Raw genomic sequence first — 19,102 nt, 5'->3', positions numbered from 1 at the left:
CAGGATGGTGCTCCCGGGCGCTGCACCCGGCCCGGGGACGTGCCGATCGAGGTGGACGTGGAGCTGAACAGGACGCGCCGGCGGGCGTGGGGGCCGGTGGCCGCCCTGGCGGGTGCCGTCCTGCTGGGCGGGTGCACCGTGGGGCAGGTCGACGACGCCGCGCCCGCGCCGGTGCCCAGCACGGCGTCCAGCTCCTTCCCGGGCACCCCGCCGGCCGGCGCCCCGGCGCCGGCGACGGTGGGGACGGCGCTGGAACAGCTGGGCACCCTGCCGGTGAAGGGCCGGGCCCCCAGGACGGGGTACAGCCGTGAGCAGTTCGGCGACGGCTGGGTCGACACCGACCGCAACGGCTGCGACAGCCGCAACGACGTCCTGGCCCGCGACCTCGCCGACGTGACGTTCCGGCCCGGAACCCGCGACTGCGTCGTCCTGACCGGGTCGCTCACCGACCCCTACAGCGGGCGGACGATCGCGTTCACCCGTGGTGAGGGAACCAGCGACGACGTGCAGATCGACCACGTCGTGGCCCTGTCGAACGCGTGGCAGACCGGGGCCCAGCAGTGGGACACGGCCAAGCGCACCGCGTTCGCCAACGACCCCCTCGAACTCCTGGCGGTCGACGGGCCGCTGAACTCCCAGAAGGGTGACGGCGATGCCGCCACCTGGCTCCCGCCGAACGTCTCCTACCGCTGCACCTACGTCGCGCGACAGGTCGCGGTGAAGGCGACCTACGGGTTGTGGGTCACACCGGCCGAGCGCGATGCGATCGCGGGGGTCCTGGCCTCGTGCCCGCGAGAACCCGCCGCGACCTCCGAACCCGCCCCCACCCCGGCGGAAGCCGGCACCGACCCGCGGTTCGGATCGTGCACGGCGGCCGGGGCTGCGGGTTTCGGTCCCTACGTCGAGGGCTCCGACGCCGAGTACGACTGGTACCGCGACACCGACGGGGACGGCACCGTCTGCGAGTGAGGCGCCTCAGCCGCCGGCGCACCGGGCGTTCGGCTACGGTCTGGGCGGTGACCGCCGAATCGCTGCTGGCCTTCTGCGCGCTGTGCCTGCTGCTGGAGCTCACGCCGGGCCCGAACACCTTCCTGGTGCTGCGGCACAGCCTGCACGGCGCGCGCACCGGCGTGGTCACCGCCCTGGGGTCCGCGCTCGGTGCGATGGTCTGGGCGCTGGCCGTCGCCGTCGGCCTGGCCGCGCTGCTCGAACGTTCCGCGCAGGCCTACCAGGTGCTCAAGATCGCCGGCGGTCTCTACCTCGTGCACCTGGGGGTTCGGACGTTCCTGGCGCACCGTCGCACGTCGTCGCCGGACGCGGCGCCGGTGCGGGAGCGGGCGACGAGCCTGCCGGGTGCCTTCCGGGCGGGGCTGGTCTCCTGCGTCCTGAACCCCAAGGTCGGGCTGTTCTTCCTGGCCGTCGTCCCGCAGTTCGTGCCCGCCGGGGCCACCGTCGGCGCGACCCTGCTCCTGGGCGCCTTCGAGGCCGCCGTGGCGCTGACCTACCTGACGGTGCTCGCCCACGTGGCGGCGCGCTTCGTGACCTGGATCCGCCGGCCGCGGGTGACCCGGACCCTGGACCGGGTCAGCGCCGCGGTGCTCACCGCGTTCGGTCTCGGCACGATCGCCGGCGCCCGCTGACCCCTGGACACCGATCCCACCGGAGGAAACCGTGGTTCCCGACTCCCTGCCCGACTCCCGCCGTCCCGATCCGCGGTCGGTCCCCGTCCTGCGCTGGGGCGTGCTCGGCACCGGCTGGATCGCCGAGCGCTTCGTGGCGGCCCTGCAGGAGAACACCCACCAGCAGGTCGTGGCCGTCGGTTCCCGCACCCCGGAGTCGGCCCAGCGGTTCGCGTCGGCCGCGGGCATCGCCTCCGCGCACGGTTCCCACGAGGCGCTCGTGGCCTCCCCCGACGTCGACGTCGTGTACGTCGCCCTCCCGCACCACCTGCACCACCGGGCTGCGCTGCACGCGATCGCGGCCGGCAAGCACGTGCTCGTGGAGAAACCGCTGGCGCTGGACGCCGGGCAGGCGCGCGAGGTGTTCGCCGCTGCGCAGGCCGCGGGGGTGGCCTGCGTCGAGGCGTACTGGACGGCGTTCCTGCCGCGCACCGACGTCGTGCGGCAGGTGCTGGAGAACGGCTGGCTCGGCGACGTGCGCACCGTTCTCGCCGACCACGGCGAGCACTTCGACCCGCCGCACCGGATCCTCGATCCCGCCCTGGCCGGGGGGTCGCTGCTGGACCTGGGCACCTACTGCACGACGTTGGCGACGTGGGTCCTGGGCCCGGCGACCTCGGTGTTCGCCAGCGGTGAGATGAACGGCACGGGCGTCAACGCCCAGACCGCGGCCGTGCTCACCCACGCCCGCGGTGCGCGCAGTTCCCTGCACACGACGTTGGAGGCCCGCACACCGACGACCGCGACGATCGGCGGCACCGAGGCGACGCTGTTCCTGCCCGGGCCGTGGATGATGCCCGGCGACGTGCACCTGACCTCGGCCGACGGATCGCGGACGGTCACGTGGACCGACCCGCAGCCCATCGGCCACGGAGCGCTGCACCACACGGCCGTCGAACTCGCCGCGCGCCTGGGCGCCGGCGAGCTGCAGACGCCGCTGCACCCCACCGAGGCCGTGCTGACCAACCTCGCCGCGCTCGACGAGATCACCCGGCAGGTGGGGGTCGACTACTCCGGGGCGAAGGCCTCGGTCCGTTAGTTCGGCTCGCCCAGCGGCGTCGCCGTGAAGGGACCGCCGACGAGGTCGACGACCTCGTCGGGGTCCGCGGCGGCGAGGACGTGCTCGGCGAACTGCTCGGAGTCGTCCTGCGGGTGGTACCCGATCGCCTCGCCGGCCTCCAGCGACCACCAGCGCCGGGTGTTGCGCGAGATGCCCCACACGCTGTGCCAGCCGGTCACCTCCGGGTCCACTGCGGCCACGACCAGGCGCCGGAAGTCGTCCAGCGACATCCAGGTGGCCAGCGCGCGCACGTTGCCGGGCTCGGCCAGGCAGGAGCCGATGCGGACCGAGACGACGTCCAGCCCGGCGCGGTCGACGAACAACCGGGCGAGGGACTCCCCGGCGCTCTTGCTCCAGCCGTAGTAGCTGTCCGGACGGAACTGCTCGTCCGCGGGCAGCTCCTCCTCCCGGCGGCGCACCATCCCGACCGCGTGGTTGCTCGAGGCGAAGACGACCTTGCGCACGCCGGCCCGGACGCACCCGTCCAGCAGCGTCCACGTCCCCTGCACGTTGGCCTGCAGGACGTCCTCCCACGGCGCCTCCCGGCTCTGGCCGGCCAGGTGGACGACGGCGTCGACGCCGTCGAGGGCCGAGGCGACGAGCCCGACGTCGGTGACGGACCCGGTCAGCAGGTCTCCGGTGGCGTCCTGCGGATGGGCCAGGTCCAGCGACCTGACGCGGTACCCGGCCTCGCGCAGGCGCGGGACGAGTTCCCGCCCCAGGGCGCCGGCGGATCCGGTGACGAGCAGGTGGGGCGGGTTGTTCACCGTGGTTCCTCGGGATCGACGACGCTGTACAGGACAGGTCATAGCATGGTCGGGTGCCTGAGGGAACCGAGCAGCGCCGCTCCTACCGCAAGGGGATCGAGCGCCGGCAGCAGATACTCGACAGCGCCATCTGCCTCTTCGCCGAACGCGGGGTCGACGGGGCCTCGTTGCGGTCGGTCGGCGAGAGCATCGGGGTTTCGCACGCGGCCCTGCGGCACTACTTCAGCTCCCGCGACGAGCTGCTGGTCGAGGTCTACCGCGAGCACGAGGACCGTGTGCAGGTCGACGCCCCGCCGGCGGAGGGCGCGGTGGAGGAGATCGCCCGGTCGGCCGACCGCAACCGGGAGGTTCCCGGGCTCGTGCAGTTGTACTCGACGCTGACGGCCGACGCCCTGCAGGAGCAGCACGCGCAGACGCGCGAGTTCGTCCGCCAGCGGTTCGCCCGGGTCCGCGCCGACCTGGCGGCCAAGATCGCCGAGGGCCAGCGGGAGGGACGCATCGACGCCTCCGTCGACGCCTCCGACGCCGCCTCGCTGGTCATCGCCGCCTCCGACGGGTTGCAGGTGCAGTGGCTGCTGGACCCCGGGACCGTGGACGTGCGCCGGTCGCTGGAACTGCTCGAGCGGCTGCTCCCGAGCGGTTCGTAGTCGTCTAGCAGCCGCAGGAGGCGCGGACGACGAGTTCGGCGGGCAGCACCTGCCGGGCTGCCGATCCACCGTCCAGCGCGCGGGCGACCGCGGCCTCGGCCATCGCCGCCACGGGCTGGCGCACCGTCGTCAGCTGCGGGTTGGTGAACTCGGTCTCGACCGTCCCGTCGAAGCTGACGACCGCGACGTCGTGCGGCACGCGCAGTCCGAGTTCGAACACCGCCCGCAGCACCCCGACGGCCTGCAGGTCCGAGGCGACGAACACCGACCGCGGCCGTGCCGGACCGCCGAGCAGCTGCAGCCCCGCCGCGTACCCGCCGCGGCGGGAGAACTCCCCACGGGCGATGGGACCCTCGGCCACCCCCGCGTCGTGGGCGGCGCGGCGCCAGCCCTGCTCGCGCAGTTCTCCCGACTCGCCGCCGATGACCAGCCCCACCGGGCCGTGGCCGTGGCCCAGCAGGTGCGTCGTGCCCGCGTGGGCGCCGCCGAACGCGTCGACGCCGAGGCTGGGGAACTCGGGCACCTCGAAGAACGTGTTGAGCAGCACGACCGGCACGGGCAGCTCGGCCCTGGCCACCAGGTCGGGGCGCGCCATCACGCTGGTGACGATGATGGCGTCCACCCCTCGCGCGGTGAGGGTCTCGATCCGGCGGTGCTCGTCACCGGCCCCGCCTTCGCTGCTGGCCAGCAGCACGCCGTACCCCCGCCGGGAGGCGACGTCGTCGACGGCCAGGGAGAACTCCGCCCACAACGGGTTGCCGAGGTCGGGCACGACGTGGCCGAGCAGGCGGGAGGAGCCGCGGCGCAACGCCTGTGCGCTGACGTTGGGCCGGTACCCCAGGACGCGGATGGCCTCGCGGACCCGCGCCGCGGTCGCCTCGGCGACCGGGCGCGGACCGTCGTTGACGACGTAGCTGACGACCGCGGAACTCACTCCCGCGTACCGCGCGACGTCGGCCCGGGTGACTCGACTCATGCCGTGAGCGTGGACACCCCGAGGTCGGCCGGGGCGTCGCCGTGGTCGGGGATCTCCAGGCGGACGCCACCCTGCAGCGCCGACCGGTGGGCGACGATGCCCGGCAGCGTGTACCGCGCGGCGACCCAGGCGTTGACGGGGGGCAGCGTCCGGTCCACCACCGAGCGGACGAAGTCGTCGACGAGGAAGTGGTGGCTGCCCTCGTGGCCCGTGGGAACTCCCGCGAACTCCTTCGGCAGCCGCGAGACGTCGTGGACCTCGGAGTACCCGGAGACGAACGCGTCGCGCAGTTCCGGTGCGACGTGGGCCAGCGAGGGGTCGTCGTGCTTCAGGCTGGGCCGGGTGTTGATGCGGTTGCTGATGTCCGTGACGCCGTGCTTGTCCTGCCACACGCTGATCGTCGCCAGCTGCTCGAAGCTGCCCTCGGTCCCGAAGTAGCGGAACCGGGACTCGCGGATGTGCGAGGGGTAGCCCACGCGACGCATCTCGTTGATGCGCATGACCCCGCCGTGGTCCAGCTCGAACAGCGCGCTGGCGTTGGAGAAGTCGTTGTCGAACTGGCTGACGTCCTTGTCGAAGACGCCGTCGCCGCGGTCGTCCTTGACGCCGATGCAGCTGACGCTCACCGCGTGGCCGGGGATGGCGCCCAGGACGCCGCCGACCGAGTGCGTCGGGTACAGCATGGGCGGGTAGCTGGCGGTCTGCTTCCAGTTCTCGCCGCCGGAGTACTGGTAGGCCGCGTAGAAACCCAGGTCCATGTCGTGGACGTAGTCGCCCTCGGCGTAGAACACCCGGCCGAACGCGCCGTCGGCCACCTGCTGGCGGGCGAACACCGTCGCGGGGTTGTAGTAGCTGGTCTCACCCATCATGTAGGTCAGACCGGTCTCGCGGACGGCCTCGACGATCGCCGCGATCTCCTCCTCGGAGATCGCCATCGGGACCGCGGAGTAGGTGTGCTTGCCGGCCCGCAGGGCCTGGACGACCAGGGGACCGTGCGTCCAGCGCTGGGTGAAGATCGCGACGGCGTCGACGTCGGGCGAGGCGATCATCGCCTCGAAGCTGTCGAAGGTGCCGGCGAGGTGCTCGCGCTCGACGAGCTCACGGGCGCGCTCGGGCAGGACGTCGGTGGCGAAGACCTGCTCGACGTCGGGGTGGACGTTGAAGAGCTTGGCGAACTGCCCGGCGAACTGCCCGGCGCCGACCATGCCGATGCTGACCATGGGGACCTCTCTGTACCTCTGGGGACGAGAGGGATCCTGACACGGCCATCTACACGTGACAACCCCCTCGCCGTCTCCCAGGCAGCGAGGGGGTCATCTCGTGTAGATCGTCAGAGGGTGGCGGCCGAGGGGTCCCAGTCCTCCGGCAGCGGGGTGACCGGCGCGACCTTGGAGGTCACGTCCACCGCGCGGCGTTCGGCGGCCGCGTCCCGGATGGCCAGCAGCACGTCCAGGACGTGCGCGGCCACCGCCCCGGAGGCACGCTCGGTGCCGCCGGTGCGGATGGCGCGGGCCAGGTCGAGCACGCCCGATCCACGGCCGAAGGTGGAGCCGACGGCCGTGATCGTCTCGGGCTCCTCCTGGCCGTAGCGCCACAGCGTCGAGTCACCGTCGAACGTGTTCGGGTCCGGCAGCGAGATGGTGCCCTCGGTCCCGTTGATCTCCACGAAGCCCATGCGCGGCAGCGCGTGCTGGAAGGAGAACGTCGACTGCGCCGACTGGCCGCCGTCGAACTCGATGAGCGCGGCGTGGTGGGTCGGGACCTGGACCGGGAAGGTCTCCCCCGCCCGCGGACCCGAGCCGATGGTGCGGATCTCCGCGGACGTGGAGGACACCGCCTGCACCCGGCTGGCCGAGCCGAACGCGTGCACCAGCGTGGTCACGTAGTACGGGCCCATGTCGAACAGCGGACCGGCGCCGTGGGCGAACAGGAAGTCCGGGTTCGGGTGCCAGGACTCCGGGCCCGGGACGTGGAACATCGTCGTGGCGCTCAGCGGTTCGCCGATGTCACCGCGCGCGATGGCGCGCAACGCCGTCTGGATGCCCGCGCCCAGCACGGTGTCCGGCGCGCAGGCGACCCGCAGACCGGCCCTCTCGGCGTCGGCCAGCAGCGCCAGCCCGGACTCGGCGTCCAGCGCCAGCGGCTTCTCGCTCCAGACGTGCTTGCCGGCGGCCAGGACCTGCCGGCCGACCTCGGCGTGCGCGGCCGGGATCGTGAGGTTGACGACGATCTCGACGTCGTCGCGGCCCAGCAGTTCCTCGACGCTGCCCGAGGCCGCGACGCCGAACGCCTGCGCCTGCGCCGCAGCGCGGTCCAGGGCGATGTCGGCGACGAAGCGGACCTCGACGTCGGCGAACTTCGTGAGGTTCTCCAGGTACTGGGTCGAGATGTTCCCGGCCCCGATGATCCCTACCCCGACACGGCTCACTGGTCGTTCTCCTTCAGCCACGCCAGGGAGGCGGCGATGCCCTCGAACACGTCACCGGCGTAGGCGTCGAACTCCACCACGCGCAGGGCCTGCGGGGCGGCGGCCAGGATGGCCGGGACGTCGATCTCGCCCTGGCCCGCCGGCTGCTGCGTGGAGGTGTCGGTGCTCTTGGCCCCGTCCTTGACGTGGATGAACTGCACCCGCTCGCCCAGCGCCTCCAGCAGCGCCGGGGTGTCTGCACCACCGACGGTGGCCCAGAACGTGTCGATCTCCAGGACGACCTCGGGGGCGAGCTGGTCGGCGAACAGCTCCAGCACCGGACGGCCCCCGACGGTGTTCTCCAGTTCCCACGCGTGGTTGTGGTACCCGAAGGTCACCACGTACTCGTGCGCCAGTTCGCTCAGCTCGTTGACCCGCTGCGCCAACCGGGCGACGTCGTCGGCGGTCTGCCAGCGCTCGGAGGGCACGAACGGGTCGATGACCGTGGTGATGCCCAGGGTGTTGGCCGCCTCGAAGATCCCGCGCGGGTCCTCGGCGTCGATGACGGCCGCGTGACCGGACGGCGCGGTGACGCCGGCCGCGGCGAACGCGTCCTTGAACTCGGCGGTGCGGGTGTGGAAGGCGTAGGGCTCCACCTGGGTGAAGCCGATCTCGGCCAGCCGCGCGATCGCGCCGGGCAGGTCCGACTGCACGGTGTCACGCACCGAGTACAGCTGGACGGAGGGTTGCCGGGTCACCTGGGACTCCTTCGTTCCGTGGTCGAAGTGTTGGACAACTCACAGCCCCGACCTGCTTGCGGCGGCGACCGTGCCGCCTATGATCCTACACGAGAATCTTCCAGTGGAAAGTATTCCCACACCTGGGATGCCGCTGCGGAGATCGTGACTCGAGGAGGCGTCATGCGCGCGGACCTGACGGACGCACCGAGCGGGCCGGGCGGAACCGTCCAGCCGATGACGGCTGGACGGGCGCCCACCGCCCCGGGGCCGGTGGGCAAGAAGTACCTGTGGGGCCTGGCCCTGGGTCAGTTCGGCCTGTACACGGCCCTGATGTCGCCTGTGTACGTGAGCATGCAGCTCAAGGCGCAGGAGATCAGCTCCGACGCGGCCGGCGTCATCGGCGCCGTCATGCCGGTGGGCGCGCTGGGCGCGCTGGTGGCCAACCCCATCGCGGGCGCGCTGTCGGACCGCACCCGCAGCCGCTGGGGCCGGCGGCGACCGTGGATGGTCGGCGGTGTCCTGCTGTTCCTCGTCGCCCTGGCCTGGATCGGGTTCGCCCCCGACCAGCTGCACATGACGCTCGGCTGGCTGCTGGCGCAGATCGCCGCCAACGCCACCCTGGCGACCCTGACGGCGAGTTTCGCCGACAACGTGCCCGAACTGCAGCGCGGCCGGGCCTCGAGCACCATCGCGCTCGCGCAGAACGTCGCCGTCCTCGCCGGGACGTACCTCTCGGTCTACCTGGTCGCGAACCTGCCGGTGCTGTTCATCCTCCCCGGGATCCTCGCCGTCGTCCTCATCGGCGTCTACTGCGCCACCGCCCGGGACGAGGTTCCCTCCGAAACGCTGCCGCGGCTGCAGTTCATCGACTTCGTGCGCACGTTCTGGACCAACCCCCTCCAGCACCGGGACTTCGGCCTGGCGTGGTGGTCGCGGTTCCTCATGATCCTCGCGACGTTCATGTTCACGACCTACCGCCTGCTGTACATGCAGGACCACCTCGGGATGAACACCGCCGACGCCACGGCAGCCGTCGCGTTCGGCGTCCTGCTCTACACGATCGCCCTGATGGCCGCGGCCGCCCTGTCCGGCTGGCTCTCCGACCGCTTGCAGCGCAGGAAGATCTTCGTCGGCGGTTCGACGCTGCTGTTCGGTGTCGGCCTGGTCGTCCTGGCGCGCGCCGACGACGTGAGCCACTTCTACCTCGCCGAGGTCGTCATGGGCCTGGCCTACGGCGTGTACTCCGCCATCGACACGGCCCTGGTCGTCGACGTCCTGCCCGACCCGTCGAACCCCGGCAAGGACCTCGGCGTCTTCAACATGGCCAACGCCCTGCCGCAGTCGCTGGCCCCCGCGATCGGCGTCGCCCTGCTGGGCATCGGCAGCGCGGCGAACCAGAACTACGAACTGCTCTGCTGGGGCGCCGGCATCGTCGCCGCGATCGGGGCCCTCGTGGTCATCCCGATCAAGAAGGTGCGCTGACCCACCACTCCCCCACCACGATCAAGGACTCGACCTCCGCGATCGAGGATTCGATCGAGCGACGCGTCGTCGGTGATCCTCCTCGGCGTGCGCACCGGGGACGGCGATTTCCCCGCCCCGGGACGCGGGCGCGAGTTCCCCGACCGGGCGGGCGCAGTCCTACCGGCTCGACACTGCCTGGCCGGGGCGGCGCGAGGCGGTCGAGTACGACGGTGTCGAAGTCCACGACGGTGCCGCCGCGCGGGCGCACGACGAAACCCGCCGCGCCCACCTCCGGGACGAGGCGGGGAGGTCCTCGGCACGCTCAGCACTTCGGGCAGGCTCGTGCCGGACTGCTCGCCCTGCCGTGGAACGGCCGACGCGTGTGGTGAGCGGTTGAGTCCTTGATCGCCGGGGGGTGGGCGGGTGGGGTGGTTCAGTCGAGGCCGCGGGCGGCGAGGGCCTCGCCGAGCTGCTCGGCGTGGGCGACGGTCCGCACGACCGTGGGCACCAGCAGTGCGCGGGGGTCGCCGCCCAGGCCCCGGGCGGCGGCGGCCTCGCGGGACTCGGCCAGCAGCCGGCCCACGACGGGGATGCTCGTGAGGGTCAGCGTGAAGGCGAGCGCCAGCCGCTGCGGGTCGGCGCCGAACCGGCGCAGCGGCCCGGCCAGGCGCACGAGGGTCTCCAGCAGGGCGGGCACCGGTGTGGTGGCGGTGACGAGGGTCGCCGCCCACAACGCCGTCAGCAGCCCGGCGACGACGGCCGCGGCCACCGCCGGCCCGTTGGTCCACCACTGCACGACGGTGAGGGCCAGCAGGATCCACCAGGTCCGTCGCACCTGGGCGCGCAGCAGCCCGCGCCGCAGCCGGGCGTGGCGGGCCGTCCAGGCCAGCAGCAGCAGCGACACCCCGAAGACGGTGGCGGCCACGGGTCCCGGAGCCAGCAGCCGCAGCGTCCCGACGCCGGCGCCGGTCAGGGCGAGACCGAGCAGCTTGGCGCCGGGGCGGGCGCGGTGCAGCCACGAGGTCCCCGGTTCGGCGATGCCGAGCAGCGGGGGCCTCGTACTCAGTCCGCGCCTCACGCGGCCTCCCGGTAGGCGTTGACGACCTCGCAGGCCCCACCGTCGGCGCGCACCCGGCCGCCCTCGATCCACAGCGCCCGGTCCGCCCGCAGCGCCAGGTCCAGGTCGTGGGTGGCCACGACGACCTGGCCGACGTGGGCGGGCGGGTGACGCAGGACGTCGCCGACGCGGCGGGCGGTGCGCAGGTCCAGCAGGGTCGTGGGTTCGTCGGCCAGCAGGACGCGCGGTCCGGTGGCCAGCACCGAGGTCAGCGCGAGCAGTTGCCGCTGCCCGGAGGAGATGTCGCGCACGGAGCGGTCGGCGAGGTCGGCCAGCCCCGCCGCGGCCAGCAGTTCCCGAGCCCGCGGTTCGCGCCGGCGGGCGGGGAGCGGACTGCGCCGCAGCGACAGCGCCACGTCCTCCACGGCCGTCGGCATGACCAGCTGGGCGTCGGGGTCGGTGAACACGAACCCCACGTGGCGGCGCAGGTCCTTGAGCCGTTCCTCGGGGTCGAGGCCGTCGACGAGCACCCGCCCCACCGAGGGCAGGACGAGACCGTCGAGCAGCCGCAGCAGCGTCGACTTGCCCGACCCGTTCGGGCCCACGAGCACCGTGAAGGGTTCGGCGACCTCCAGGTCCAGCGGGTGCAGGACGACACGGTCCTCGGCGTCGACACCGACCCCTTCGAACCGGATCACCGGTGCACTGGCCGGTCGCGGAACGTCACGCCGGGAATGTAACCGACGACCTGCCGCACTAGGCAACAGACCGTCTGGTCGGTATAGTCGACGTGCAGACGGCAGCCACGACCGGTCCAGCAGGGGGATCCCGACATGCGACACCTCGTCGCAGGAGCATCGACGTCCTTCCACTCCGGGACCCCTCCCGTCCGCACCGCGGCCCGCTGAGCACCGCCCGCACCCCACGCCTCCGCACGCACGACCGACCGTCGAGCACGTCTCCGGTCGGCTCCCGTCGGCTCCCGTCGACGACGTCACCTCCCGCCCGACCCCACACGGTCGCCGCCGCGACCGCCCGACCGGAAGCTGATCCGCCATGGTCCACGTGACCGCACCCCGGCACGACGAGAACCCGGCCCTCGCCGAACTCCTCGCCGCCTCCTTCGCCACCGACCCCGTCATCGCGCGCATCCTGCCGCCGGAGAACCGGACCCGGGACAGCCTGCACCTGTGGTACCTCGCCCAGGTCGACACCGCCGCCGCCGTCGACGTCGCCCGCGACGAGGACGGGACCGCGGTCGGCGTCGCGCTGTGGGAACCGCCGCACGCCTCCTGGAACCTCCGCGACCGGTTCCGGCCGCTGCCCCGCATGGTCCGCGCCGCCGGCGGTGTGGTCCGCTACCACCGGTCGTGCAAGGTCATGAGCAAGCTCGAGGAACACCGCCCGCGCACCCCGCACTGGTACCTGGCCGACCTCGCCGTGGCCTCCTCGGCGCGCGGCACCGGAGTGGGGTCGAGGTTGCTGCAGCACCGTCTGCCAGGTTTCGACCGGGACGGGCACGACGCCTACCTCGAGGCGACCACGGCCGGCAGCCGGCGGCTGTACGAGCGGAACGGCTTCGAGGCGGTGGCCACGTCGTACGGTTCGTGCACCTCCATGGTCCGCCGACCCCGGAACGCCCCGGCGCTCCTGCCGTCGGAGCCGGAGTCCTCCGTGGCATGATGCGGGAGTTCTCGCGGTGACGTGCGCGGGTGGACGGGAGGAGCCGACCGGTGCCCGGCAAGGAACGCGACGCCGTCAGAACCCGCCGCCTGGTGCTGGACGCCGCCGCCGCAGCGGTCACCGAGAACGGCGCAGGCGTCAGCCTGGACCGCATCGCCCGCTCGGCCGGTGTCTCCAAGAGCGGTCTGCTGCACCACTTCTCCTCCCGGGAGAAGCTGCTCCTGGCCTTGGCCGAGGACCTCGTCGCCCAGTTCCGCGCCGCGGTCGAGAGGGCCCTCGACCCCGCCGACCACGGGCGGGGCCGACTGATCCGCGCGTACGTCAACGCCACCGTCGACGACCTGCTCGAGGACTCCACGGCCAGGTACTTCCGCCTCATGGCGTCCCTGGCCGCGGTCCCGGGCGTCGCGGAACTCATGGAACGCGACAACGCGAGGTGGGACGCGGAGTTCGCCGACGACGGTCTGCACCCCGAACGAGCCCTGCTCATCGTCCGTGCCGCCGACGGCGCCACGGTGGCGGGGCTGTACGAGGGTCGTCACGAACCCGAGGACCTCGAGACGCTGCGGCGGACGCTGCTCACCCTCAGCGCGGCCGAGGGTCCCCTCGCCTGAACGTGCGGGTTCCGTTCCTCAGCGGCGCAGCAACCGCGGGAACGCGCGGTGCACCGGAACGGCCACCAGGACGGCCAGGACGGCCTTGAGCGCGTCCCCCGGCAGGAACGGGAGGTCGAACTTCACCGCGGTGGCCGGCGGGAGGTTCCCGGCGATCGCCATGCCGACGGTCCCCGCCACGTGCACCAGGACGACGCCGCCCAGAACGACGCCCAGCACCAGGCCCAGGACGGTGCGGCCGCGCCGGGCACCGGCGCGGGTCAGCCATCCCGTCACGAAGGCCGCCGCCGGGTAGGAGATCAGGTACCCCGCGCTCATGCCGGCCAGCACCCCCAGCCCGGCGTTGCCGTTGGCGAAGACCGGGATGCCGAGGAAGCCCACGAGCAGGTACAACGCCGCTGCCACCGCACCCCGCCACGGACCGAGCACCGCGCCGCACAGCATGATCCCCAGCGTCTGCAGGGTGATCGGAACACCGACGCCGCCCACCGGGATGCCTGGGGTGAGCGCCAGCGCGGACACCAGCGCGGCGAACACCGCCACCAGCGCGAGGTCACGGGAGCGGTCGGCCGGCCGGCGGATCCCCACGGCGGTCCGGGGGCGCGTCGAGGAGGTCACCCGGACGAATGTAGTGGCTCCGGCGGTCGCGCGGGTCCCATCGGAGGACGCGGTGCGCACACCTGCGTCCGCACCGGGCGACGGGCACGAGGGTCCGGTGAGCTCCACGCGAACAGCCGCCGCCACCGCGCGGAGGCGGGGCGCCGGCAGCTACGCCTCGTCCTCGTGCTGAGGGGCCCCGGGGTGCGCGAGGTCGCCGAGCAGGTGCGGGTCGCGGCCTGCCAGCGGCCCCTCGGCGGGGTCGACCTGCTCGGGGTACCCCTCGGGGACCTGCGGCGTGCCGGGGGTCCCCGAAGTCTGTGCGGGCCCGTGGGACGCGGCGTCGCCGGCGACGTCCGAGGCGTCGTGCCGTTCGTCGCTGTTGCGGTGGAACTCCTGTGGCGCCGTCGTCATAGATCGATCTTCGGCAGGTCCGGTGCCGTGTGCACGTCGGAGCGACCTCCTTCCGTACGTACGTACGTTCTGATAGCTTCGTCGCCGTGATGCGGCGCACCGATCCCGAACGCCGCGACCGCATCGTCGACAGCGTGCTCGACGTCATCGCCGAGCACGGGACGGCGGGGGCGACCTACCGCACGGTCGCCGAGGCCGCCGACGTCCCGCTGGGCTCGATGACGTACCACTTCCCCACCCGCGACGACATGCTGCTGGCCGCCTTCACGCGCCTGGCCGACACGATGCACGCGCGGTTCGACCGCGTCCTGGCCGAACTGCCCGAGGGCACCGACCCGCGCGAGGGCGTCGTGCAGATCGTCGTGGCCGAGGGCGTGGAACACCGGCGGGACATGGTGCTGAACACCGAACTGTGGGCGCTGGCCGTGCGCGACGAGCGCTACCGCGAACTCGTGCAGCACTGGATGCACCGCTCGCGCACGTCGCTGGAACGCTGGTTCCCGGCCGAGCTCACCCCGATGATCGACGCCCTGCTCGAAGGCCTGGTCCTGCACAGCTGGATCTCGGTCGAGCCGTTCGACCCCGACCGCGTCCGGGCCGCCGTCCGGCGCCTCACCGGCCCCCTGGAAGGTTTCTCGTGACCGTTCCGCCGAACCGGGTGCGTGCCGCCCTGATCACGGCCTTCGCCTGCAACGGCCTCACCATGGCGGCCTGGGTCTCGCGCACGCCGGCCATCCGGGACCTCACCGGTTCCAGCACCGGGGACATGGGTTTCATCATCGCCGGGATGTCGGTGGGGTCGATGGTGGGCATCGCCGTCGGCGGCCCGTACGTCGCCCGCTCCGGTGCGCGCTCGACGATCCGCACCGGCATGTTCTCGGTCGCCTTCGGCACCGTCGTCGTCGGGATCGGCGCCGCGCTGGGCCTGGGCTGGCTCGTCGCGCTCGGTCTGGCTCTCCTGGGTTTCGGCCTGGGGTCGGGCGAGATCGCCCTGAACGTCGAAGGCGTCGCGCTGGAGCAGGCCGTCGGCCGGACGGTCGTTCCGGGTCTGCACGGCAGCTACAGCCTGGGATTGTGCCTCGGCGCGTTGCTCGGGCTCGCCGCGAACGCCGCGGCCCTGCCGGTCCTGGCGCACCTGCTCGCGACGGGTGCGCTCACCGCGGCCGCCACCGTCTGGATGGTGACGAGCCTGCGGGCCGGGACCGGGCGGGAACCACGCGCGGCCGAGAGCGTTCCGCTGCGGGAGACGGTCGGCGGTTTCCTGTCGGTGTGGCGCGAGACGCGAACCCTGGCGATCGGCGTCATCGTGCTGGGCATGGCCCTGGCCGAGGGTTCGGCCGGCGACTGGCTGCCGCTCATCGTCGTCGACGGTTTCGGGCTGACGGCGACGACCGGTTCCCTCGTGTTCGCGTTCTTCGGCGCCGCGATGGCCGCCGGACGCTTCGCCGGTGGCTGGTTCCTCGACCGGTACGGCCGCACGCCGGTGATGCTGACCTCTGCCGCGGCGGCCGTCGTGGGCATCGCGCTGGTGTCCTTCGCCCCGGGCATCGGGGTGGCCGTCGTCGGGGTGCTGCTGTGGGGCGTCGGCGCCGCGCTCGGTTTCCCCGTCGCCCTGTCCGCGGCCGGTGACGACCCGGTCGGTGCGGCCCGCCGGGTCAGCGCCGTCGCGACCGCCGGCTACGCCGCGTTCCTCGTCGGACCGCCCGTCCTGGGTTTCATCGGCGAGCACACCGGTCTGCGCTCGGCGATCCTGCTCGTGCTCGTGATGGTCGCCGTCTCCGGTGCCTTCGCCCGCGCCGTGGCCAGGCCCTCCCTGCAACGAACCCCGTGAAAGGTGACGTGATCCCGTGCACACCGGTGTGACCCTCCCCCGCGACCTGCCCCTGGCCGACGTCCTGCCGTTCGCCCGCCGGGCCGACGAACTCGGCTTCTCGAGCCTGTGGGTGATCGAGGACCTGGGCTTCCGCGGCGCCTTCGCCCAGGCCGCAGCCGTCCTGGCCGTGACCGAACGCCTCCACGTCGGCCTCGGCATCGCTCCGGCCGCCGCCCGCAACCCCGCCTTCACCGCGATGGAGACGGCGACCCTCGCCAACCTCTTCCCGGGGCGCTTCACCCTGGGCCTGGGGCACGGGGTGCCGGGGTGGATGCGGCAGGTCGGCCAGTGGGGCCGCAGTCCGCTGACCTCGCTCGGCGAGCACCTCGACGCCGTGCGCCGCCTGCTGCACGGCGAGACCGTCACGCTGGCCGGCGACTACGTGCACCTCGACGGCGTGCGCCTGGAAGAACCTCCGACGACCCCGCCGGACGTCGTCGCGGGGGTGCGCGGCCCCAGGTCGCTGGCCCTGTCCGGCCGGTCGGCCGACGGCACCCTGCTGGCCGAACCCGTCAGTGCCGACTACGCCCGCACCGCGAGGCAGCAGATCGGGGACGCGCCCGGTCACCGGCTCATCGGGTACGAACTCGCCGCCGTCGACGAGGACCCGGCGCGCGCCCGGGACGCCGTGCGCCCCGGGCTGGTGTGGGTCGGGACGGGCGACGCCGCGGTCCACGTCGCCTCCTCCCCCTACGTCGCCGAACTCGACGCGCTGCGCGAGCAGTGCACCGACGCCCTGGAGTTCACCCGCCGCATGCCCGACGAGTGGGTCGACGACCTCACCCTGGCCGGCACCGCCGACCACGTCCGCACCCGCATCGCCGAGCTCGGCGACGCGGGCCTGGACGAGGTCGTGCTCCTCCCCACCGGCGAGGACCGCCTGGCCGCCCTCGACTCCCTCGCCCGCGCCCTCTGACCCACCGTGATCAAGCACTTCCGTGATCAAGCACGACTCACCAGAGTCGCCGACGGGTCCGCGGCGCCACGCCGAGGATCTCGCCGACGGCGTTCTGCAGCTCCGTGGACGTTCCGAACACGTGGCCCTTGTGCGCCACCAGCACCGTCCACCCCTGATCGGACAACCACGCTCGACGACGGGTGTCCCGGGCGTACGCCTCCCCGCCGGCATGGGGTTCGACACCGTCGTACTCGACGGCCAGGAGCAGGTCCTCCCAGCCCACGTCGAGCCGGAAGTGCCGGCCACGACCGCGCGGTACGAGGATCTGCGTCTGCGGACGGTCGAAGCCGGCGTCGAGGAGCCGCAGGCGACAGGCACTCTCGCCCGGCGACTCGGCGCCGGGGTCGGCGGCCTGGATGAGGTACCGCGCCTTCCCGACGCCTCGATCGCCGCGCACCTCCTCGACGCGTTCCAGCAGCGCCTCGCGATCCCACAGTCCTCTCCGCAACGAGAGGTCGAGCATCGCGATGGCGACGTCGGGCGTGCAGTAGCGAGCGATGTCCAGAACAGTTCGCTCGATCGACGTCACGGGCAGCCCGTCCAGGTCCACCACGTCACCGCGCAGCGTGGACGTGAAACTCTGCACCCCCGGACGCCGCACCCGTTCGGCTCCACGCGGGATGGTGCACTGCAACGGGATGCGTTCGGACTGCTCCCGGTGCCCGAAGAGGTGGAACCCGTGCACCAGGGCCGCCGTGCGACGGGAGACGGCTCCGCCGTCGGGGATGGCGCGGGCGAGTGCTCGGATGCGCGCGGCATCGTCGAGCGACAGGTCCACGAGGTGGTGTGCGAGTTCGGCGGTGCGCGGGGGTTGGGGCACGTGAGAAGGGTGCACGCGACGCGGACCGGGTCTCGGCGTTGTCCACAAGTGCTTGATCACCGAAGTGCTTGATCACCGCGGGATGGGGTGGGGTCAGCTGAAGCCGAACTCGCCGGCCAGGACGAGGGCGGCAGCGCCCTGCAGGACACCGTTCTCGCCGAGCGCGGCCATCCGCAGGCGCACCGGAGGACCCGAGGTGGGCAGCAGCGTTCCGTCGACGGTCTCGGCGGCGGCCTGCAGGAGCGGCCCGTCCAGCAGATCGAGCGGACCGGTGAGCAGGACCTCCTCGAGGTCGAGGGCGGCGACCACGGGCGCGAGCACCGCGCCCAGGCGGCGGCCGGCGTCGCGCAGCGCGGTCCGCCGGCGCGCGGGGGTGCGGCCTTCGAGCGTGCGGGCCAGGTACGTCGGCGCGACGATCGTCTCCAGGCACCCGCGGCGGCCGCACTCGCACTCGGCGCCGCGGGGGTCCACCGTCAGGTGGCCGATCTCCCCGGCCGCCAGCCGGTGCCCGCGCACCAGGTGCCCGTCCAGGACGAGCCCGGCACCGACGCCCTGCCCGACGACGACGGCCATGAACCCCGAGGCCGACGCCTCGCCGTAGGTGAACTCGGCGAGCGCAGCCGCGTCGGCGTCGTTGGCCACGTGCACCCCGAGGCCCAGCGCGGCCGACAGCCGTTCGGCCAGCGGCAGGTCCTTCCAGCCCAGCCGGGCCGACTCCACGACGCCCCCGCCGGCGTCCACGATGCCCGGGGTGCCGATGCCGACGCCGACGACCCGCTGCGGTGCGGACTCCACCGCCTGTCGGCACAGCTCCGCCAGGGCGCCGAAGGCCTCCTCGCCCCGCAACCCGCTGAAGTCCGCCGTCCGTTCGCTGACGACCGTCCCGGCCAGGTCCAGCACCGCGATCCGGCCCACGGGCAGACGTTGCAGGTCCACGGCCACGATGTGGTGCTCGGCCGAGCGCAACCCCACCATCATGGCCGGTTTGCCGACGCGGCCCTCCGGGCGCAGGCCGAGCTCGGCGACCAGCCCGTCGGCGAGCAGGTCGCCGACGATCTCGGAGACGGTGACCCGGGTCAGACCCGTGGCGCGCGCGAGGTCGGCCCGGGACACGGGCCCGGAGTGGAAGAGCAGGCCGAGCACCACGGCGCGGTTGTGCGCCCGCGCCTGGGACGGCAGGACCTTGGCGCTGGGCCGCCGACCGCGGGTGGACGTGCGCCACGGCGTCGGGTGCGGCCGCGGTGCGGGGACGGTCGGCCTGCTCACACCAGTTAGTTTGCCCCACTCACGAATCCGGGGCAAGCCTCTTCCCGAATACGGCAGGGAGGGTTACATTCCTGTTAAGC

At 73.0% G+C, this 19,102-nt stretch carries 21 protein-coding genes; 10 read left to right on the top strand and 11 right to left on the bottom strand.

From position 1 onward, the window contains the following. Positions 1-39: 39 nt before the first annotated feature. From ACRYR2_RS00540 to ACRYR2_RS00530, 3 genes are read left to right on the top strand one after another with little or no spacing between them, the layout of a single operon-like run. The gene (locus ACRYR2_RS00540; protein WP_432560854.1) at positions 40-969 is read left to right on the top strand and encodes a GmrSD restriction endonuclease domain-containing protein; all 930 of its coding nucleotides are present in this window, start codon (positions 40-42) and stop codon (positions 967-969) included. Between the two features lie 47 nt (positions 970-1,016). Further along, positions 1,017-1,640 (top strand): LysE family translocator, encoded by a 624-nt coding sequence (locus ACRYR2_RS00535; protein ID WP_432560853.1) that lies wholly within the window; start codon positions 1,017-1,019, stop codon positions 1,638-1,640. A 31-nt stretch (positions 1,641-1,671) separates the two neighbouring features. Continuing rightward, positions 1,672-2,718: a Gfo/Idh/MocA family protein gene (locus ACRYR2_RS00530; RefSeq protein ID WP_432560852.1), complete on the top strand. Its 1,047-nt coding sequence runs from the start codon at positions 1,672-1,674 to the stop codon at positions 2,716-2,718. Here the strand turns inward: ACRYR2_RS00530 and ACRYR2_RS00525 are convergent. Next, positions 2,715-3,506 carry an NAD-dependent epimerase/dehydratase family protein gene (locus ACRYR2_RS00525; RefSeq protein ID WP_432560851.1) on the bottom strand — a complete coding sequence of 264 codons (792 nt, stop codon included), beginning with the start codon at positions 3,504-3,506 and terminating at the stop codon, positions 2,715-2,717. The genes ACRYR2_RS00530 and ACRYR2_RS00525 overlap by 4 nt on opposite strands. A 53-nt stretch (positions 3,507-3,559) precedes the next feature. Between ACRYR2_RS00525 and ACRYR2_RS00520 the strand changes: the two genes are divergently transcribed. After that, positions 3,560-4,153 carry a TetR/AcrR family transcriptional regulator gene (locus ACRYR2_RS00520; RefSeq protein WP_432560850.1) on the top strand — a complete coding sequence of 198 codons (594 nt, stop codon included), beginning with the start codon at positions 3,560-3,562 and terminating at the stop codon, positions 4,151-4,153. 4 nt (positions 4,154-4,157) lie between these two features. Here the strand turns inward: ACRYR2_RS00520 and ACRYR2_RS00515 are convergent, their stop codons facing one another. The 4 genes from ACRYR2_RS00515 to ACRYR2_RS00500 form a co-directional block, all read right to left on the bottom strand. Then, entirely contained in the window at positions 4,158-5,129 is a 972-nt protein-coding gene (locus tag ACRYR2_RS00515) for a LacI family DNA-binding transcriptional regulator (RefSeq protein ID WP_432560849.1), read from the bottom strand. Further along, entirely contained in the window at positions 5,126-6,349 is a 1,224-nt protein-coding gene (locus ACRYR2_RS00510) for a Gfo/Idh/MocA family protein (protein WP_432560848.1), read from the bottom strand. Before ACRYR2_RS00510 ends, ACRYR2_RS00515 begins: the two co-directional genes overlap by 4 nt. Positions 6,350-6,459: 110 nt before the next feature. After that, positions 6,460-7,557, bottom strand: a complete 1,098-nt coding sequence (locus ACRYR2_RS00505) for a Gfo/Idh/MocA family protein (protein ID WP_432560847.1) — start codon at positions 7,555-7,557, stop codon at positions 6,460-6,462. Further along, complete coding sequence (locus ACRYR2_RS00500) at positions 7,554-8,294, bottom strand: sugar phosphate isomerase/epimerase family protein (protein ID WP_432560846.1); 741 nt, start codon at positions 8,292-8,294, stop codon at positions 7,554-7,556. The genes ACRYR2_RS00505 and ACRYR2_RS00500 overlap by 4 nt, the downstream gene beginning before the upstream one ends. A gap of 162 nt (positions 8,295-8,456) precedes the next feature. Here ACRYR2_RS00500 and ACRYR2_RS00495 point away from each other — a divergent pair, with 162 nt between their 5' ends. Continuing rightward, positions 8,457-9,758, top strand: coding sequence for an MFS transporter (locus tag ACRYR2_RS00495; RefSeq protein ID WP_432560845.1), 1,302 nt, complete (start codon positions 8,457-8,459; stop codon positions 9,756-9,758). Positions 9,759-10,173: 415 nt separating this feature from the next. On the opposite strand, the gene ACRYR2_RS00490 is transcribed toward ACRYR2_RS00495, so the two are convergent. Next, positions 10,174-10,818: a CbiQ family ECF transporter T component gene (locus ACRYR2_RS00490; protein WP_432560844.1), complete on the bottom strand. Its 645-nt coding sequence runs from the start codon at positions 10,816-10,818 to the stop codon at positions 10,174-10,176. After that, entirely contained in the window at positions 10,815-11,495 is a 681-nt protein-coding gene (locus tag ACRYR2_RS00485) for an energy-coupling factor ABC transporter ATP-binding protein (protein ID WP_432560843.1), read from the bottom strand. Before ACRYR2_RS00485 ends, ACRYR2_RS00490 begins: the two co-directional genes overlap by 4 nt. 358 nt (positions 11,496-11,853) lie before the next feature. Here ACRYR2_RS00485 and ACRYR2_RS00480 point away from each other — a divergent pair, with 358 nt between their 5' ends. Together ACRYR2_RS00480 and ACRYR2_RS00475 are read left to right on the top strand one after the other, a co-directional pair. After that, complete coding sequence (locus ACRYR2_RS00480) at positions 11,854-12,480, top strand: GNAT family N-acetyltransferase (RefSeq protein WP_432560842.1); 627 nt, start codon at positions 11,854-11,856, stop codon at positions 12,478-12,480. Between the two features lie 50 nt (positions 12,481-12,530). Then, positions 12,531-13,094, top strand: coding sequence for a TetR/AcrR family transcriptional regulator (locus ACRYR2_RS00475; RefSeq protein WP_432560841.1), 564 nt, complete (start codon positions 12,531-12,533; stop codon positions 13,092-13,094). A gap of 18 nt (positions 13,095-13,112) precedes the next feature. On the opposite strand, the gene ACRYR2_RS00470 is transcribed toward ACRYR2_RS00475, so the two are convergent. Further along, positions 13,113-13,712, bottom strand: coding sequence for a biotin transporter BioY (locus ACRYR2_RS00470; RefSeq protein ID WP_432560840.1), 600 nt, complete (start codon positions 13,710-13,712; stop codon positions 13,113-13,115). A gap of 150 nt (positions 13,713-13,862) precedes the next feature. Then, positions 13,863-14,105, bottom strand: coding sequence for a hypothetical protein (locus ACRYR2_RS00465; RefSeq protein WP_432560839.1), 243 nt, complete (start codon positions 14,103-14,105; stop codon positions 13,863-13,865). Between the two features lie 89 nt (positions 14,106-14,194). On the opposite strand from ACRYR2_RS00465, the gene ACRYR2_RS00460 reads away from it, so the two are divergent. From ACRYR2_RS00460 to ACRYR2_RS00450, 3 genes are read left to right on the top strand one after another with little or no spacing between them, the layout of a single operon-like run. Next, entirely contained in the window at positions 14,195-14,746 is a 552-nt protein-coding gene (locus tag ACRYR2_RS00460; protein ID WP_432561133.1) for a TetR/AcrR family transcriptional regulator, read from the top strand. Further along, positions 14,743-15,936 carry an MFS transporter gene (locus tag ACRYR2_RS00455; protein WP_432560838.1) on the top strand — a complete coding sequence of 398 codons (1,194 nt, stop codon included), beginning with the start codon at positions 14,743-14,745 and terminating at the stop codon, positions 15,934-15,936. The genes ACRYR2_RS00460 and ACRYR2_RS00455 overlap by 4 nt, the downstream gene beginning before the upstream one ends. A 16-nt stretch (positions 15,937-15,952) precedes the next feature. Further along, entirely contained in the window at positions 15,953-16,894 is a 942-nt protein-coding gene (locus ACRYR2_RS00450; RefSeq protein ID WP_432560837.1) for an LLM class flavin-dependent oxidoreductase, read from the top strand. A gap of 37 nt (positions 16,895-16,931) precedes the next feature. Here the strand turns inward: ACRYR2_RS00450 and ACRYR2_RS00445 are convergent, their stop codons facing one another. Together ACRYR2_RS00445 and ACRYR2_RS00440 are read right to left on the bottom strand one after the other, a co-directional pair. Next, a complete protein-coding gene (locus ACRYR2_RS00445) occupies positions 16,932-17,756 on the bottom strand; it encodes a hypothetical protein (protein WP_432560836.1) in 825 nt (274 codons plus the stop codon). 93 nt (positions 17,757-17,849) lie between these two features. Then, on the bottom strand, positions 17,850-19,022 hold the full coding sequence (locus ACRYR2_RS00440) for an ROK family transcriptional regulator (RefSeq protein ID WP_432560835.1): 1,173 nt from the start codon (positions 19,020-19,022) through the stop codon (positions 17,850-17,852). Positions 19,023-19,102 lie beyond the last annotated feature (80 nt).

Source organism: Kineococcus deserti (assembly GCF_050871945.1).
In the GTDB taxonomy this organism is placed as follows: domain Bacteria; phylum Actinomycetota; class Actinomycetes; order Actinomycetales; family Kineococcaceae; genus Kineococcus.
The sequence above is the reverse complement of the archived record's forward strand: the minus strand, read 5'-3'. Positions and strand labels throughout refer to the sequence as shown.